Annotated in this window: 14 protein-coding genes and 1 pseudogene; 9 read left to right on the top strand and 6 right to left on the bottom strand. The window is 56.9% G+C overall.

Annotated features, from left to right (window positions below):
- Nucleotides 1–136 precede the first annotated feature (136 nt).
- The 3 genes and pseudogenes from ACF8AM_RS09265 to ACF8AM_RS09275 all read left to right on the top strand — a co-directional run.
- Nucleotides 137–868: pseudogene (locus ACF8AM_RS09265) on the top strand (aminomethyl-transferring glycine dehydrogenase subunit GcvPB); the annotation flags it as partial.
- Complete coding sequence (locus tag ACF8AM_RS09270; RefSeq protein WP_392555365.1) at nt 865–1692, top strand: biotin/lipoate A/B protein ligase family protein; 828 nt, start codon at nt 865–867, stop codon at nt 1690–1692. The pseudogene ACF8AM_RS09265 and the gene ACF8AM_RS09270, both read left to right, overlap by 4 nt.
- Before the next feature lie 91 nt (nt 1693–1783).
- A complete protein-coding gene (locus ACF8AM_RS09275) occupies nt 1784–2728 on the top strand; it encodes a hypothetical protein (RefSeq protein ID WP_392555366.1) in 945 nt (314 codons plus the stop codon).
- A gap of 15 nt (nt 2729–2743) precedes the next feature.
- On the opposite strand, the gene thiD is transcribed toward ACF8AM_RS09275, so the two are convergent.
- From thiD to ACF8AM_RS09290, 3 genes are all read right to left on the bottom strand, one after another.
- Nucleotides 2744–3532, bottom strand: a complete 789-nt coding sequence (gene thiD, locus ACF8AM_RS09280; protein ID WP_392555367.1) for a bifunctional hydroxymethylpyrimidine kinase/phosphomethylpyrimidine kinase — start codon at nt 3530–3532, stop codon at nt 2744–2746.
- A 7-nt stretch (nt 3533–3539) separates the two neighbouring features.
- Entirely contained in the window at nt 3540–4997 is a 1458-nt protein-coding gene (locus tag ACF8AM_RS09285) for a sigma-54-dependent transcriptional regulator (RefSeq protein ID WP_392555368.1), read from the bottom strand.
- 126 nt (nt 4998–5123) lie between these two features.
- Nucleotides 5124–5693: a carbon storage regulator gene (locus tag ACF8AM_RS09290; RefSeq protein WP_392555369.1), complete on the bottom strand. Its 570-nt coding sequence runs from the start codon at nt 5691–5693 to the stop codon at nt 5124–5126.
- A gap of 286 nt (nt 5694–5979) precedes the next feature.
- Between ACF8AM_RS09290 and ACF8AM_RS09295 the strand changes: the two genes are divergently transcribed.
- From ACF8AM_RS09295 to ACF8AM_RS09305, 3 genes are all read left to right on the top strand, one after another.
- Complete coding sequence (locus tag ACF8AM_RS09295) at nt 5980–6852, top strand: hypothetical protein (protein ID WP_392555370.1); 873 nt, start codon at nt 5980–5982, stop codon at nt 6850–6852.
- 133 nt (nt 6853–6985) lie between these two features.
- Nucleotides 6986–7759: a lysophospholipid acyltransferase family protein gene (locus tag ACF8AM_RS09300; protein ID WP_392555371.1), complete on the top strand. Its 774-nt coding sequence runs from the start codon at nt 6986–6988 to the stop codon at nt 7757–7759.
- Between the two features lie 564 nt (nt 7760–8323).
- Nucleotides 8324–9613 carry a 6-phosphofructokinase gene (locus ACF8AM_RS09305; protein WP_392555372.1) on the top strand — a complete coding sequence of 430 codons (1290 nt, stop codon included), beginning with the start codon at nt 8324–8326 and terminating at the stop codon, nt 9611–9613.
- A 389-nt stretch (nt 9614–10002) separates the two neighbouring features.
- Here the strand turns inward: ACF8AM_RS09305 and mutM are convergent, their stop codons facing one another.
- Nucleotides 10003–10911, bottom strand: a complete 909-nt coding sequence (gene mutM / locus ACF8AM_RS09310) for a bifunctional DNA-formamidopyrimidine glycosylase/DNA-(apurinic or apyrimidinic site) lyase (RefSeq protein WP_392555373.1) — start codon at nt 10909–10911, stop codon at nt 10003–10005.
- 104 nt (nt 10912–11015) lie between these two features.
- Here mutM and ACF8AM_RS09315 point away from each other — a divergent pair, with 104 nt between their 5' ends.
- The gene (locus ACF8AM_RS09315) at nt 11016–12302 is read left to right on the top strand and encodes an acyltransferase family protein (RefSeq protein ID WP_392555374.1); all 1287 of its coding nucleotides are present in this window, start codon (nt 11016–11018) and stop codon (nt 12300–12302) included.
- A 7-nt stretch (nt 12303–12309) separates the two neighbouring features.
- Here the strand turns inward: ACF8AM_RS09315 and ACF8AM_RS09320 are convergent, their stop codons facing one another.
- Nucleotides 12310–13470, bottom strand: coding sequence for an aminotransferase class V-fold PLP-dependent enzyme (locus tag ACF8AM_RS09320; protein WP_392555375.1), 1161 nt, complete (start codon nt 13468–13470; stop codon nt 12310–12312).
- Nucleotides 13471–13658: 188 nt separating this feature from the next.
- Between ACF8AM_RS09320 and ACF8AM_RS09325 the strand changes: the two genes are divergently transcribed.
- Nucleotides 13659–14597 carry an alpha/beta hydrolase fold domain-containing protein gene (locus ACF8AM_RS09325; RefSeq protein ID WP_392555376.1) on the top strand — a complete coding sequence of 313 codons (939 nt, stop codon included), beginning with the start codon at nt 13659–13661 and terminating at the stop codon, nt 14595–14597.
- Nucleotides 14598–15156: 559 nt separating this feature from the next.
- On the opposite strand, the gene ACF8AM_RS09330 is transcribed toward ACF8AM_RS09325, so the two are convergent.
- Nucleotides 15157–15357, bottom strand: a complete 201-nt coding sequence (locus tag ACF8AM_RS09330; RefSeq protein WP_392555377.1) for a hypothetical protein — start codon at nt 15355–15357, stop codon at nt 15157–15159.
- A 282-nt stretch (nt 15358–15639) separates the two neighbouring features.
- Here ACF8AM_RS09330 and ACF8AM_RS09335 point away from each other — a divergent pair.
- Nucleotides 15640–16450, top strand: an 811-nt coding sequence (locus tag ACF8AM_RS09335) for a sulfatase-like hydrolase/transferase (RefSeq protein ID WP_392555378.1), incomplete at its 3' end; no start/stop codon positions are given.

Genomic DNA, 16450 nt, shown 5'->3' on the forward strand with positions numbered 1-16450 from the left:
CCCCCAACGGGACAATGGTTGAAATGCCAGCAGGCAGAACCAACCCTTTTACTGAAAGAGAAGTTGAGATTGCGGAAGCACTCATTGCGAAGTTCATAAAACAGTGCGAATCGATGAAGCGTGGTTCGGCTTCTATAATTCAGGCGACTTCGGTGCGGACCTGATGCACTACAACCCACACAAGACGTTCTCAGGACCTCACGGCGGTGGTGGGCCAGGTGCGGGACCGATTTGTGTTCGTGACTTCTTGGCCAAGTACTTGCCTGGTCCAGTAGTGACTCGCGTTGAAAACGAAGACGCGAGCGACGACGATGATCGCTACACCTATCATTTGACTTCGCCATCGGACGACTCCATCGGACGTGTGCGGAGCTTCTTTGGTAACACGGGGGTGTTGGTGCGAGCCTACATCTACCTGCGGACGTACGGTGGCGACGGTTTACGTCATGTCAGCGAAGACGCCGTGCTCGGTGCAAACTACTTGCTCAGCAAGGTCCAGCATTTCCTCGATGTGCCGCATGGCAATCGTTGCATGCACGAGTTCGTGGCCTCGGCATCGCGTTTGAAAAAAGAAAAGCACTTGTCCGCGATGGACATTGCCAAGCGAATTCTGGATTACGGGTTCCACGCGCCCACGGTTTACTTCCCGTTGGTGGTGGACGAAGCCGTGATGGTGGAACCGACCGAAACGGAGAGCAAGCAAACCTTGGATGCGTTCGTGGAAGCTCTCTTCCGAATCACGGAAGAAGGCGAAGAGCTGATCCACGACGCTCCGCATTCGACGCGAATCAGTCGTCCCGATGATGTGACGGCAGCTCGGCGTCCAGTCTTGAAATGGACCGACACGGCGGGTGAATCGGCGACGTGAGCGGTGTTCCCTCCGTTCATGGCCGGCTGATCGAGCTGACGCTGCACGATGCGGCGGCGAACATGGCGATCGACGAGGCGTTGCTCAACAGCGTTGCCGCAGGCGCACCTCCAACGCTGCGTTTTTATGGCTGGAAACGGCCGACGTTGTCGCTGGGGTACTTTCAACCGCTGGGCGAAGCGGAGGCTTGGGCGGAGCAAACCGGCGTCGCCCTGGGAGCGGACGGCGAGGTGGATCTGGTTCGCCGGTCCACAGGCGGCGGCGCGATTCTGCATCACGCGGAGCTGACGCTGTCATTGACCATGCCGATGAACGTGTCGGACACGGGGGCTCGGGAAGCAACGTATCGCAACGTGCACGAAGCGATCGCGGACGAGCTCAAGTTTTTGGGGGTCGACGCGAAACCGTTTCGAACTTTGGGGACGAGCGCGGTTTCGCGAATGGAAGCCGATGCGGCGGTGTCTGCCAAGGCGGACAAACGTTTCGAGCCCTTCCTGTGCTTTCAACGCCGTACCGACGAGGACTTGATCGTCAACGGCTACAAGGTGCTTGGCAGTGCCCAGCGAAGAACGAAAGGAGCGTTGTTGCAGCACGGCAGTTTGCTGTGGAGTGTTTCGCCTCACGCGGAAGTGTTGCCCGGCATGCAACAGTTGTCGGGACGGTCGCTGGACTTACGGGCATTTGTTCGCGGTTTGCAGCAGCGATTGGCGACCATCTTTGGGGTGGATTGGCAGGCTGGATCGCTGGAGTCGACGGAGCTGGAAGCTGCCGAACAAATTGTGACACAGCGATACGGCAATCCGGACTGGACTGCGAAAAGATAGCAGTGGGGGAACGGGACTTCGCACAGCGGGGGCGGAGATCGTTACACTGCAGGCATCCCTTTCTGCAAATGCTCCGCATCGAAGGCATCTCATGGCGATTCAATTCAATTGTTCTTCGTGCAACGCTGTGTTGCGAGTGGGGGACGAATCCGCAGGCAAGTCGGCGCGTTGTCCCACGTGTCAAAGCATTCAGCCCATTCCCGGACCGTCGGCTCCCACGCCCAGCGACGATCCGTTTGGTGCATTCAAATCCGAGTTCAACGAACCGCCTCAGGCTCCGTCGGCCAATCCCTACGCTTCGCCGGTAACGTCCCACGCTTCGGCTAGTGTTGCGACAGGTGGTTATCACCCGACAACGACTGATTTTGGTGAGGTCTTTGCTCACTCGTGGCAGGCGTTCAAACGCAACGTGGGTGTCTTGGTAGGAGCGACTGTCGTAGTTGGTGCGGTCTCCATCTTCTTCAACATCGTCACCTCGATTTTGGACTCGGCAGCGAATAACAACAATCGCATGGAGTTTGCGTTGTTGTCGCTGGGCTTGAGTTTGCTGGGGAGCTGCGTCAACACGTTCATTGGAATCGGAATGGCGCGAATTTGTTTGGCCACGGCTCGTTTTCAGCCTGCCGAACTTGGCACGCTTTTCAGCGGTGGTGACAAGTTGTTGGCGGTGGTGGGCGGCACGATTCTGTATATGATCGGTGCGATATTTGGCATTCTGTTGCTGATCCTTCCCGGGATGATCTTTCTGCTTTTGTTGTGGCCCTACTATTACTTCATCGTCGACCGGCAATGCGGCGTGTTCGAGTCCTTCTCGAAAGCCTTTGAGGTGGGCAAATTGAATTGGGTAACTTCATTCGTTTTGGGGATAGCCACCATCGTGATCTTCATCGCAGGAGCGTTAGCGCTGTTGGTTGGTCTTTTGTTTGCTGCCCCATTCATCGGTGTGATGTTCGCGACAACGTACGTGATGATGAAAGGGGAACGTCCCGGCCAACCAGGGATTCCGCAACCCGGTGCACCGCAGGCGGCGTTTTAAGCCCCTGCAGTTGGTTCAGGTACTTTGGTTCAGAAGCCTAAGTGGCGAGATGCCTTCGCCGAGTTTGGGGGCTGTGCGAATTGCTTTGTGAACGAACGTTTGAGCGGTTTGCACCGCGCTGTGCAAGTTCTCATCTTGGGCAAGGTTCGCCGTGATCGCCGCGGACAGCACGCACCCGCTGCCGTGCGTCCGGTTGGATTTCAGTCGTGGTGAACGCAGCCATTGAACGCCGCTGGCGTCGGCCAAACAGTCGACCGATTCATCGCCCAAGTGAGATTTGATCAAGACCGCTTTGGGGCCTAGTGAAAGCAATTTCGAAGCGACATGGACGAGGTCCTCTTCGGTGCGGACCGTGTGGTCGACCAACCGTTCGGCTTCAAACGAGTTGGGTGTCACCAGATCCGCGAGCGGAAACAATCGCTCGATCAGTTTTTCGATGGCATCATCGTCGATGATGGCGTGTCCGTGTTTGCTGATCATGACCGGGTCGATCACCACCGGGCAGGAAGCCTCATCCAGGCAGGCCGCGACCGTTTCGATCATCTCAGCGTTACCCAGTGCGCCCGTTTTAATCGCTGCCACAGGCAGATCGCTGGCGACGCTGGTCCATTGTGAGCGCACAAAATCAGCCGGGAGCATTTTCAGGCCTTGCACGCCCAGCGTGTTTTGTGCGGTGAGCAGTGTCACCACGCTGCAGCCATACACTCCCAGCGTGTGAAATGTTTTCAGGTCGGCTTGCAATCCCGCTCCGCCGGACGGATCCGAGCCAGCGATCGTGAGAGCAACTGGCGCGGCAGGGATCATCGGGCGATCATTGGTTGGCGTATTGGAGACGCGGGTCGTCGAGACCCAAGCGTTTCATTTTCTTGTAGAGCGTTGTTCGATTGATTTCAAGCTCGTCCGCAGTGGCGGCTCGGTTCCAATTGTGGCGACGAAGCGAGTGCAGAATGATTTCCCGCTCGGGACCTTCGAGAGCTTCCCGCAGACTGCAACCATCCAAGGTCGCTGGGTTGAAGGAGGACGGGCCACTCGATGCGGTCACACCCGGTGATTGTCCGACGCTGCCGATCGAGGCATGTTGGTTGGCGGATGTGCCGAGCACGTCGGGCGGCAAGTCATCTTTGGTGAGCACACGGTCCGTGGCCAACAAAACAGCTCGTTCCACCACGTTTTCAAGTTGACGAACGTTGCCGGGCCAAGCATAGGATTGCAGGCACTTCATCGCTTCGCGGTCAAAACCATCGACCTCTCGGCCGGCGGTCTCGGCGGCCTCACGAAGAAAGTGATCGACCAGCAGCGGAATGTCGCCGGTTCGCTCGCGGAGCGACGGCAAGACAATGTTCACGACGTTGATTCGGTAGTACAAATCTTGCCGGAATGATCCATCCACGACCGCTTTGTCCAGGTTTTCGTTGGTTGCCAAGATGACTCGGGTGTCGACGCTGCGAGTTTCCATGCCGCCAAGCGGTTCAAACTGGAGTTCCTGCAGGACCCGAAGCAGTTTGACTTGCATGGCGGGCGTGGCCGTCGCGATTTCATCCAGGAACAACGTTCCTCCGTCGGCAAGTTCAAATTTGCCTCGTCGGTCCGTGTTGGCACCGGTGTAGGCCCCGGCGACGTGACCGAACAATTCACTTTCTAGCAGTGTGTCAGGCAAGGCTCCGCAGGCGACTTCCACAAAGGGTCCGCTGCGTCGGCTGCAACGATTATGGATCGCGCGAGCGATCATGCTTTTGCCGGTGCCGTTTTCACCCGTGATCAAAATCGATGCTTTGGCATCTGCGACGCTGTCGATGACATCGAAGATTTTCATCATTCGATAGTCATGGCTGAGGATGTTTTCGAGGCCGCTGCGTTGGTCGAGTTGCCGACGCAGGGTTTCGTTTTCGGCTTCGATCTGTCGCTGGTTCATGGCGCGATCGATGGCGAGCAGCAATTCGTCGTCGATGACCGGCTTGGTCAACAGATCCACTGCCCCGGCGCGGACGGCTTCCACCGCCGTGTTGGGTGTTGCGTAGCCAGTCATGACCAAGACCGGAGTCTCGCTATGGTGGCGTTTGATGTCCTTCACCAATGCCATCCCGTCGTCACCACCCAATCGCAAGTCGGTGATCACCAGTTCGAACGCGTGTTGTTTGAGTTGTTGGCGAGCGTGTTCAAGGGTGCCAGCCAAGTGGATTTCGAATCCTTCTTCGGCTAGCCATTCACCCAGCGAGGTTGCCAAGTGTTGGTCGTCGTCGACAAGTAGGATCGAAGCAGCGGGCATCATGGTGCGATTCCGAAGCAGGGTGTTTCGTGAGGTTGACTCCTTTTCCTAGGTCACGATTGACGATGAGGCAAAAAAGAACAGGTGTTGCTTTCGGGCTGCATGCGGGGCGTTTGCCCCGGTTCAATCTCAGGGAGCGGTGAAGTAATTGGCCAAAGGGCTGCGATTGAGCGACCCTTCGCCGGTGCGACGACTGACTTTGCCGCTGTAGATGCGAAGTTCCGCCTCGGTGGACTTTTGGGAATCTGTTTCAGTTGCATCGATTGCAGCGGTCATGCGGTTCGCGGTGTTCTCTGAAGGCAACATTCGTCCGATGCGGTTGGTGGTACCATTGGCGACAGCGGTTGCCTTGGGTTGAGTTTGCCCGACAGGGGAAGGTTGAGTGCGTTTGGCGATCGAGGCGGGCGACTGAGACGGTTTCTTGGCGACACCAGGACGGTAGTTGGTTTCGATTTCTTCGGTCGTTTGGAGCAGTGCCTGGGTGGCTTCGTCGTTCAGGTCGAGGTCGACGACCAGTTCGGTGTTCGCCGTCTCGGTTGCTGCGTTTTCTTTGGGTTCCAGTTCGCCTCGCAGGACACGAACGTCGCGAGGGGCGGAGATGCCAAGTCGAACTTGGTTGTTCCGGACTTTGATGACGGTGATCTTGATGTTGTCGCCGATCACGATTTGTTCGTCGATTTTTCGAGTGAGAACCAACATGGCAGTTTCCTTTGCCCCAGAAGAGAGTCGTTTGTGAAGATCGGATCGATGTGACCCGCGGTTGTGATGGGGGACTAATGCAAGGGTAATGCCAAACGAAATCTGGGAATCGGAAAGTCGATCGTAAGTGGTTTGTTGGAAGGAGTTTGCGTTTTCTGGTGCGGGATTGGTTTTCGGTGGGCTGCAAAAAGTACCAGTAGGTGTTACAAGCCGAGGTCAAGAATTACAAACCGGTCTGGACGCCCCCCACTGCGGTCGACTATTCCCTGTTCTAGGCACGAATTCGATGCCCAAATTGAATTGGATGGGTCCCGCGATGCTTTCTTTCTCTGCCCCGATAGGTCACTTGCCGACTTCCGTTCGGCCGAGGTTGCCGCTTGCGCGGGGATGGAAGTCCTGGATCAGTGGATTGATATGGGGGCTCACCGTTTTGCTCGTTCTTCTGAGCGGTGGTTCGGTCACGGCACAGAAGATTGAGTTGCCCAACTTCACGCTCACCACCAAGATTTACTTCGCAGGTGAGCGGAAGCCGAACTCGGTTCACAAAAACATTTTCCACGAGGGTGTGATCTACAGCGTGCCGGAGTCGGATCCACGGTTCCTGACCGTGTTTGATTTGAATCAGTCGGTGATTGTGTTGTTGGACCGCCAAACGAAGACACGTTGTTCCGTGCCGATGGACTTGTTGACGCAAGCGGCCGCTCGCGCAGACGCGATGGTCACCGACCCCGAGCAACGGGAAAGTTTGGGGATGAATGCCAAAGTTCGATCTCTGGGCAATCATCGCTATGAGATGACTTATCCAGGCGTTCGCTATGAAGTGGAGGGCGTCGTGCCACCGTCGCCAGCAATGGCGATTGCCAACGCGCAGTTGGTGGATTGGGCCTGTCGTTTGAACATCGCTCGTCCTCGTGGTTTGCCACCGTTTGGTCGGATGCGACTGAACGATGAACTGTGGAAGCAATCGCTGATTGGCGTGAAGACAAAATTGACGATTGACCGACAGGGTGCCAATGGCGAACCGGTCATGAAAGCAAACCTGAACATCGAATCGACTTGGACCGATGGCATCGACGACGCTGCTCAGCGTCAGATTGACCAGGCCATGGGTTACCGGGTCGTGTACAAACAAGTGGACTGGAAAGAGTTCGCTGACTGAGTTGCCTGCGTTGTGATCGCTTCGGCAATGTTCGCCATCGAGGGGGAAACCTTTTTGTGGTGGCGTTTCTTTGAGTTGTCCTACGTCGTTGTCTGATTTTTTCTTTTTTACCTCGATGAAAGTCCCACGTCTCGTGAATCCAGTGATCGGAGCAGGCATCGCTGTGACGTTCAAGTTGTTTCGGCTCACGTTTCGCATACGTGTTCGCAACGACCAACGTGATCGCCTGGTGCAACGAACTGGAAAGCAGTACGCGCTCGCGATTCTGCATGCTCATCAGTTGGCAGCCTTGTCGTTGTCGGCTCCAAAAGTGGGAGCGATGGTTTCTCGTTCCCGAGACGGTGATTTGCTGATGCCATTGCTTCGCGGCAATGGTTGCGTGCCAATCCGCGGGAGCAGCGGCGTGGGAGAAAAGGGTGGCGCGACCGCACTGACCAAAATGATTCGCCACGTGAAGAACGGCAATCCAAGTGTGATTGCTGTGGATGGGCCTCGCGGGCCGCGTGGTGTCGTGCAAAAGGGCATCGCCATGGTGGCGATCAAAGCCGACGTACCGATCATTCCCGTGGTCCTGATTCCGCGTCGACGCTGGATCCTGACCAAAGCATGGGATCGAATGCAGATTCTGCTGCCATTCACTCGAGTGGACGCCTTGTTTGGCGATCCGATCTTTCCGGCTCCCGGTGACTCCATCGACGACTTGCGAGAGAAAGTTGCGGAGTCCCTGCGAGTCATGGAACTCCGGATGGATCCTGAAGAAGCCCAGCGTTGTGATCGTTTGTGCAGTAAGGTTGCTGGCAGCCGTCGCAGCAAGAACCGGCAAGCCCCTTCTGCCTCTGGGACAATCGAGACGCTTCGGGACGCTGAAAATCGCGTTTCCGACATGAGCGAACGAACGGCGGCGTAGCAGGCAACGGCTCGCTTCGCTCGACCCTCCCGGTGCGATCTGAGAATCGAATTGGCATCCGCAATCAGAGTGTCAATGGTGACGGCTTGTCGACTCAGTTCTCAACAACGTTTCAACCCACGTAGGATGGGCACTCTTGCCCGTCAGAGTCGGCCAAAACCACCCATCACAACCCGAAGCGTGAGTTTTGAAGTTGCGCTTTTGCGTGAGGCATTGGTTTTTCATAACCCGACGCGTCAGCGAGGCGAAGTCAACATCGTTTTTCCCTCGCTGACGCTTCAGGTTTTGAGAAAAACGCAACTTCAAAATGCGTGAGCGAGGGACTTCCCCTTCTCTCACGACGGCCCCATCCGGGGCGAAACCCAGACGCCAGTCACCGTTTATATTTCGAATCTCCCCAGAGGGAGGGTGATGATAAGCGTCGAGCGAAACGAACCTTGAAATCGGGACAGGACATGCCGGATCGGCAGGCGTCTTGGCGAAACGAGGTGGATGCTTAGAATCTGGGCTCTCGATCGCAACCCGATCGTCTTCTGAAATTCCTCTTCACCAGGCAGTGTCATCGTGGCTGAGCTCGCTCATCACAATTTGGATATCAAACGCGTCGCGATCTTGTTCGCTGGCGGCCCCGCTCCCGCCGCCAACGCGGTCATCAGTACCGCCGCGTTTTCCTTCCTGGAAGAAGGTGCTCAGGTCTTTGGCATCAAACACGGTTACAGCCGTTTGGCGGAGTACACCGCAGCGGGGCCGTTGCAGGAAGGCACCGACTACATCCGGTTCACGCACGATTCGCTGACCCATGCTCGCAGCAGCCGTGGGATCATGATCGGAACGGCTCGCACCAACCCTGGCAAACACGTCAGCAGCCCCGAGCATCTGAAAGATGCCGAGTTGGTTGCACCGCTTCGCCGCGTGTACGAAGGGCTGTGTTCGTTGGAAGTCGACGCGTTGATTTCGATCGGCGGCGACGACACGCTGAAAACCGCAAACAAGCTGAAGATGTTCCAGGACAATTTGCCTGGCGAGGCGCGTCGATTCCCAGTGGTTCACTTGCCCAAAACGATCGACAACGATTACTCGGGAATCGACTTCACGTTTGGTTTCTTCACCGCCGTTGAAACCTTGGCCGAAGAAATTCGCAACTTGAACTACGATGCTGCCGCTGGACGTGCGTATTTCTTGTGCGAAGCGATGGGCCGCAGTGCGGGGTGGTTGGCATACGGTGCCGCGATTGCTGGGGAAGCCAGCATGGTGCTGAGCGTCGAAGACATCACCGGTGCCCTGGCGGACGAAGAAGTCGTCAATCAGGAAACCGGCGAGACTCGCAAGATCATGGCGATGGATCGAGTGATCGATCGAATGGTCGACATGATGTTGGCTCGCGAACGCGAAGGACGCCAATACGGCACCATCGTGATCGCCGAAGGGATGGCTGAGTACTTGCCCGCGAAGTACCTCGAAGGTGTCACTCGCGACGACCACGGCCACATCAATATCTCGTTGGTGAACCTCTCGGCAGTCATGTCTCGTTTGTTGGCCGCTCGCTACAACGAACGCACCGGTCGGACTCGCAAGGTGAACGGCTTGCAGATGGGATACGAATCTCGTTGTGCACCACCTCACGCCTACGATGTGATGTTGGGATCACAGCTCGGCGTCGGTGCTTACCGGGCACTCGTGGAAGAAAAACTCAACGGGGTGATGGTTTCCGTTTCGGGCCAATTTGATCTGCACTTTGTACCGTTTGAAGAATTGGTCGACCCGCAAACGTTGGTCACCAAGGTTCGTTTCATCGAGCAGAAATCGGACTTCCACCGCTTGGCACGGTTCCTGGAAACCTGCGTCGACAACTGATCGGTGCCTGACCGGAGGGCTCACGGGCCGTCCATTTGGTGAGCGGCTTAGGATTCGCCTCGGTTCCAACGCCACAGAACCGGGGCTTCCGCTGGGCTGTCAAAAGGTTGGTGTTGACACCGCTTTGGACTGCGCAGGTTTTGTTCCTCGACTTCGCCCCAACGGGGCGGGTGTCGAAATCTCCGTAACGAAACCCCAGGCGATCCCTTTTGAAGTTGCGCTTTTCTCAAAACCCGAAGCGTCAGCGAGGGAAAAACGACGTTGACTTCGCCTCGCTGACGCGTCGGGTTATGAAAAAACAATGCCTCACGCAAAAACGCAACTTCAAAAGCGATGCCTGGGGCTCTCTTAGAGCTTGCGGATTTTCGGGGGCAAATGACTGACGGAGGTCAGTTCCGGACGTTGTCTGGCATGGCAACGCTGGGGTGCCGACCGCTTTTGCGTTGGCATCCCGGACAAAAGAACGTTGCTCGTTGAGCTTGGACGATGCGGCGGATCACGCCATCCTCGCATCGTGGGCAAGCCAAGTTTTCACGATCGTAGACCCGGTGCATGTTTTGGTAGTTGCCGGGATCATTCAGTGCATTGCGATAAGTCCCATCGCTCAGCGTGCTGCCTTCATGGTCGATGGCGTCTTGCAGGACCAGCGTGATCGCGGGATGGATGCGTTCCCATTGCGGTTTGGTCAGTCGGTCGCAGCGTGTGCGGGGATCCACACCTGCTAAGAACAGAATCTCTGCCGCGTACAGGTTGCCAATTCCGGCGACGGCGGATTGATCCAACAGAGCGACTTTGATGGGCCGCCGAGAGGCCGCTAGGTTCTGACGCAATTCCTCGGCGGTGATCGACATCGCGTCCGGTCCCAATCGAGAATCGATTTTTTCACGGTAGTCCTGTTCGCTCATCCAGCGAATGGTGCCCAGGCCGCGGCGATCCCAAAGCAGCAATTCAGTCGGGATATCATGAGGTGGAGTTGTTGGCGGACTGGACAGCGGGCGAAACAGGATCCGTAATCGCAAATGGTCTGGATCCGGCGGATCGGCCAGCAAAACCAACCCCGTCATTCGAGGTTCGATGACCAATCGCGACCGATCGTCAAAGCACAGCATCACTCGTTTGCCGCGACGTTGGATGGCCGTGACGGCACGCCCTCGTAGCCGACGGTGGAGGGTGCGAACCGAGGGTTCGATCGTGATCGGTCGGCAATGACACGGCGGGACCTCAACCCGCTCAATTTCTCGCCCGATGATCGGGGCAATTCCACGGCACATCGTTTCGACTTCCGGCAACTCCGGCATGAGGTTTCCTATGGAGTGTGAATGAGTTTCACGCCGAGTTGCACGGGCAGGTTTCGAGCTGACTCGTCTGGCGTTCGGGATTGGGATTGCGTTATTGAAAGGGCATGCACGCGAATCATCTTCGTCTGAATCAAGCGGATTCTGCCGAATCGGCTCCCCAGAATACCAACCTGCTCGGTTTGGATGCCGTGCGGGCGTGGGCGGCCATTGGCGTTGTGGTGCTGCATGCCTGCGTGCCGTATTCCAGTCCTGGCATGCCGGGGCTCATTTGGGCCACAACCGATACGCCACACTTGGGGCTGACCACGCTGATGTGGGCGATCGAGATTGTCATCATGCCGATCTTTTTGGTGATGGCTGGGTTCCTGGCCGTTCGCAGCATGGCGTCGCGAGGTCCACTGGCGACGCTGAAATCCAGAACGCGGCGTTTGGGTTGGCCTCTCGTTTTCGCGGTTCTGTTCTTGCTTCCGTTCGATTTCTACGCCTGGTTGTTGGGGTGGTTGGCGGACGGTTTGATCACGCCGCGCCAAATGCGATCATTGAAATTTGCGGAGGGACAGGATGAACATCTTTGGGGTTTATCGCATTTGTGGTTCCTGCAGTACTTGATCCTTTACATCGCGGTCTTGGCCGGAGGGTGGCATTGGTTGCAGCGGGTGGAACCGACACGTGCTTTGCGTGTTGGCATGCCATTGGTTTTCGCGGTCGGTGTGGCAGTCTTGTGTGCGCACCCTGAAGTCGTTTGGGGATTCCAACACGCGTTTTTGCCGGTGCCATCAAAGTGGCTTTACAGCGGTTGTGCGTTCGCGATGGGCGTGTTGATCGCTCAGGCCGATCCTGACTTGCAAGGTTTGACTCGGTTGGCGGGTCGGGCGTTGTTCCCCAGTGCGATGGTTTGTGTCGCTGCGACGATGCTTGGGATTTGGACGTTGGAACAGTCCGCCCTCAGTGACACCGCGCAAGCTTCCGCTTTCCCGGTCGCGATCAGTTCATCGACCTGGCTTTGTTTGGCAGTGTTGACCGTCGTGAGTGCCACGGGCATGGCGTTGTCATTGATCGGATTGGCGTGCCGATGGGTGAAGCGATTGGATCCGGTCACTCAACAATTGGCGGCGGCTTCCTTCGCGATTTACTTGGTACATCATCCCGTGTTGGTGCTGGCTCACGTCGCGGCCAAACATGGTATGCCTGCGGCTTCGCCGGTGCTGAAGATGTCTCTGTCAACGTTCATTGCGGTTTGCGTTCCGGTAGGCATGCACTTTGTGTTTCTTTGCACGAAAGCTCGTCGATTGTCCAAGCAGACCGAGCGAATCAGTCAGGAAGGCCCTTCGATTCTGGCGATGCCCACGACCTCCGACGCATCGCAATCCGAGCAACGATTGGCCGGGTAGCGGGCCTCTACGAGAGTTCGGCCACCGCATCGGCGAGGCGTTCGTATTGTTCCAGCGTGTTGTAGGCTTGCGCCGAGATTCGCAGGCAGACGTTCGCGGTGTCGAACCGGAACACGGGTAGTTCGAAGTGATGTTTGGATCGCAATGTATCTTTTATCGCTCGGACTCGGTCGGGCGAATGGTTCCCCCAAGCCGGTATCGGAATCGTCGCGAGGCTTCCGAGCATGGATTCAGGAGCTGGTTCGGGGAGGTTGAGTTTCTCCAGAATCACGCGTCGACCTGCCACTGCGAGTTCATGGTTGTGTCGCATCAATCCAGCCAACCGGTTGGGGCCGTCGGTTGGGTACAAACCGGCCAGAAAGTCGATTGCCGTTGGGAGGGCCAGCAGCGGTGACGGGTCGAAGGTCCCCGGCCAATTGAATTGACTTTGGAATTGGCTTGGCCCGTAGCCTTCCGTGTTCGCACCGTGGCTGATGATCGATGGCAGGACTTCGTTTTGGATGTCTTCTTTGACGAAGAGGAACCCTGACACCTTTGGCCCGCACCACCATTTGTGATGATTCGCCGTGTAGTAATCAGGTTGCAACTCATCGAGGTTCAGCGGCAGCATGCCAGGGGCATGGGCCCCATCGACCATCACGCGAACGTTTTTTGAGTGAGCCAGTTCAATCAGCTCTGCAACTGGCAGAATGATCCCTGTGGGGCTGGTCACATGATCGATCAGCATCCAGTTTGTCCTGGGCGTGAGGCTCTGCTCGATCGCCTGCAGCACTTCCTCGGGATCGCGAATGGGGAACGGAATATTCGCAGTGACCACCGACGCGCCCGCGGCATCAGCGGCTTGCCCGACCGCGTTGATGCAGGCGTTGTAACCGTGGTTGGTCACCAGGATCTCGTCGCCGGATCTCAACGGCCACGAACGCACGACCGCGTTGACCCCTTCGGTGGCATTGCGAACAAAGGCGATGTCCTGCGGGGACGCGTGAATCTCATTCGCAACTGTTTTGCGAACAAGGTCGAGCTTAGGCAGCAGCGATCTCTCCGGGGCCAAGAACTCGATGGGGTCTTCTTCCAAAAGAGTTTGCCATCGCCGTTGGTCTTCGAGCACGCAACGCGGTGTGGCGCCGAAGGACCCATGGTTGAGGAAGTCCAGATCGGGGCGAATCAACCATGGTTCGTATTGCGAGTGGTTCAACGAGAGACCTGTGGGTTGGTGGGGCGATTGCGGTGCGTTGTCGAGTGGCGAAATGGATCGGGTGGTGGAACACCAAGTGAACTCGGGACGCGGTTAGAATGATTTTCCGCTGATGTCGGCAATGAGCCTCATCCACCTCGATCTCCGTCAGGAACGCGAAAATGAAACGCATTCAAAGTTCATGGTTGCTCATTGTCGTGTGTTCACTGATGTTGCAGAAGGCGGGTTTTGCCGAGGAAAAAGACTCCCACGAGGTGCATCGTGTCTCGGTGTTCCGGGACTTGGTGTATGCGGAGGTTCCCGGCGAGGAGGGAGATCGCCTGCTTCAGTTGGACTTGTTCGTTCCGGCAACGTCAGAGGCTCCGCCGATTGTCGTTTGGATACACGGCTGTGGGTGGCGGAATGGTTCGCGACGCAATCCGAAGCTGATGCAGGTGACCGAGAACGGGTACGCACTGGCCAGTCTGAGTTACCGCTTCTCGAAAGAGGCCATTTTCCCGGCTCAGGTTCACGACTGCAAAGCGGCAATTCGATGGTTGCGAGCCAATGCGAAACGTTATGGCTACAACGCGGAGTGGATCGCGGTCGCGGGAAGTTCGGCTGGCGGGCACCTGGCGTTGTTGTTGGGCACGTCCGACGACGTGGCTGAGTTGGAAGGTGACGTAGGCGGAAACCTCGAGCTGTCCTCTCGCGTGCAGGCCGTGATCGACTACTTCGGCCCATCGGATTTTGTTCTGCGTGGGAAGACTCAGCCGGAGCGAGCGTACACGAATCAATCCGGCAGCTACGCGTTGCTGGGCGGCAAAGACGGGAAGGTCGCTGCGTCGATGGAGCGACTGGCCAGCCCGGCGACCTATGTGTCCTCCGACGATCCGCCGCTATTGATCTTTCACGGGACCGCCGACAAGACGGTGCTAGTGGATCAAAGCAACCGGATGGTTGAGTTGTACGACGCCGCTGGTCTGGACGTCGAACTCATCACGCTGGAAGGAGCAGGCCACGGCGGCAAGCGATTCTTTGAGGGGGATTCATTTCGTCGAGTGCTTGCCTTCTTGAATGCTCAACGTCCGAGTCGCGACGAGAAGCTTGCTTCTGAATGATCACCTGCATAAGGTTTCGGGGGGAAGCAACCGTGTGATGGAAGCGATCAACGGTGTCGGACACCAATTAACCAGAAAGTGAGCCGGGGAAGAGGCTCCCAACAGGCTGCCGATTTTCGTTGGCTGGCCGGATGCCCGCATCTCTCATCTGCACGAAAGAGTAGTTCGTAGGACGCCGATCACTTAGCGACCCTATTGGAGCCCCAGAATGCTCGTCTGCAGTTCTCAGCCAATTATCCCGACGCTGTCGGACGGGTGGTTCCATCCGCACCAGCCTAACCGATCAGAACGGTTCGACGCGCCAATACGACTACGACGAACTGGGCGCCCACCCCATGACCGAGTGACCACGCTGGGTGCGGGCGTGGACGGAGCGGTGCGCCGCGTGGAGCAAAACTACGACGTTCGCGGCAACGTGTCAGAAATCACTTGCTATAGTAATGCGACGGTCGGTAGCGGATCGATCGTGAACCAAGTCACTCGGCAGTACGATGGGTTCGGGCAAGTGACCAAGACGTTCGTTGGCGAGACGTCTCAGTCAGTTCCCTGCTTTTGCGAATCAAGTACAGTTGCGACCGCGCCGGCAACCAAACGTGGCGTGAGAAACCGTCGCTGTGTTTTTCGACAAGTCCAATTCGGCCAGCAGCTCGACTTGGCCGACCAGGATCAGCTTGTGGTTCTTGGGAAAGTCTTCCGGAAGCAGTCGCAATTTGCGAAGGTTGTCGATGCTCATCAGATGGGCGTCATCGATCACGCTCACCAGCATCTTTCCGCTGCGATTCAGGGCGAACGCCTCGGCGATCAGCTTGCGTTCGCACTTGAATGCAGAACTTTCGTGTCGGATGCGAAATACCTCCCAGAGATTTGACCATCGAATCGACAACGGTTCTGGTGTACGGTCCGGTTGAACCAAGAAAAAAGGTGAATGAGAGCCTATGATGGTCAACTGTTTTCGCTGTCGGCGTCGGCGAAATCGTATGACGGTTCCGCAGTGGATCGGCATCGAAGGCGGGCGCTGTGGACTCATTCCGGGGAATCGAGCATGTCATTGAGGTCGAGTGAATGGTTGTGTGGCGTCGTGACTTTGATTTGCGACACCGGAATGAGCTCAGCTGTTTCTGGCGATGAGGATAAGCGTCCCAATGTGATTTTGGTAATGGCGGACGACTTGGGGTATGCGCAGACGGGGTACTTTGACCATCCGTTGCTGAAGACGCCTGAACTGGATCGGCTGGCCGCCGGCGGATTGCGACTGGATCGGTTCTACGCGGCTTCCGCGGTTTGCTCGCCGACCCGAGCCAGCGTGTTGACGGGGCGTTCGCCTGAGCGAACCGGTGTGCCTTCGCATGGTCACGCCCTGCGACATCAAGAACGATCCATCGCATCTGCAATCCGAAAAGCTGGCTATGTAACGGGTCACTTTGGTAAGTGGCATCTCAATGGCCTTCGCGGGCCGGGGGTTCCAATCCTAGGTGAGGATCGCTTTCATCCCGGTCGGTTTGGGTTTGATGTGTGGTTGTCGGTGACCAACTTCTTTGATCGCGATCCGTTGATGAGCCGGCGGGGAAAGTTTGAAGCTTTTGACGGCGACTCCTCCGAAGTGATCGTGGAAGAAGCGTTGGACTTTGCGTCTCGATCCGCACGGTCTCAACAACCGTTTTTCGCGGTGGTTTGGTATGGCACCCCGCACAGTCCGTTTGTGGCATCCGATGAAGACATGCAAGCTTTGGTTGATGCGGGCAAGGACGATGATGAAAAGGCCAAGTTGCAGCAAATTGTCGATGGCATGGATGCGCATTCTCTCAATCACTATGGCGAGTTGGTGGCCATGGATCGGAGTTTGGGAACTCTGC

It is taken from the genome of Rhodopirellula sp. JB055 (assembly GCF_043100905.1).
In the GTDB taxonomy this organism is placed as follows: domain Bacteria; phylum Planctomycetota; class Planctomycetia; order Pirellulales; family Pirellulaceae; genus Rhodopirellula.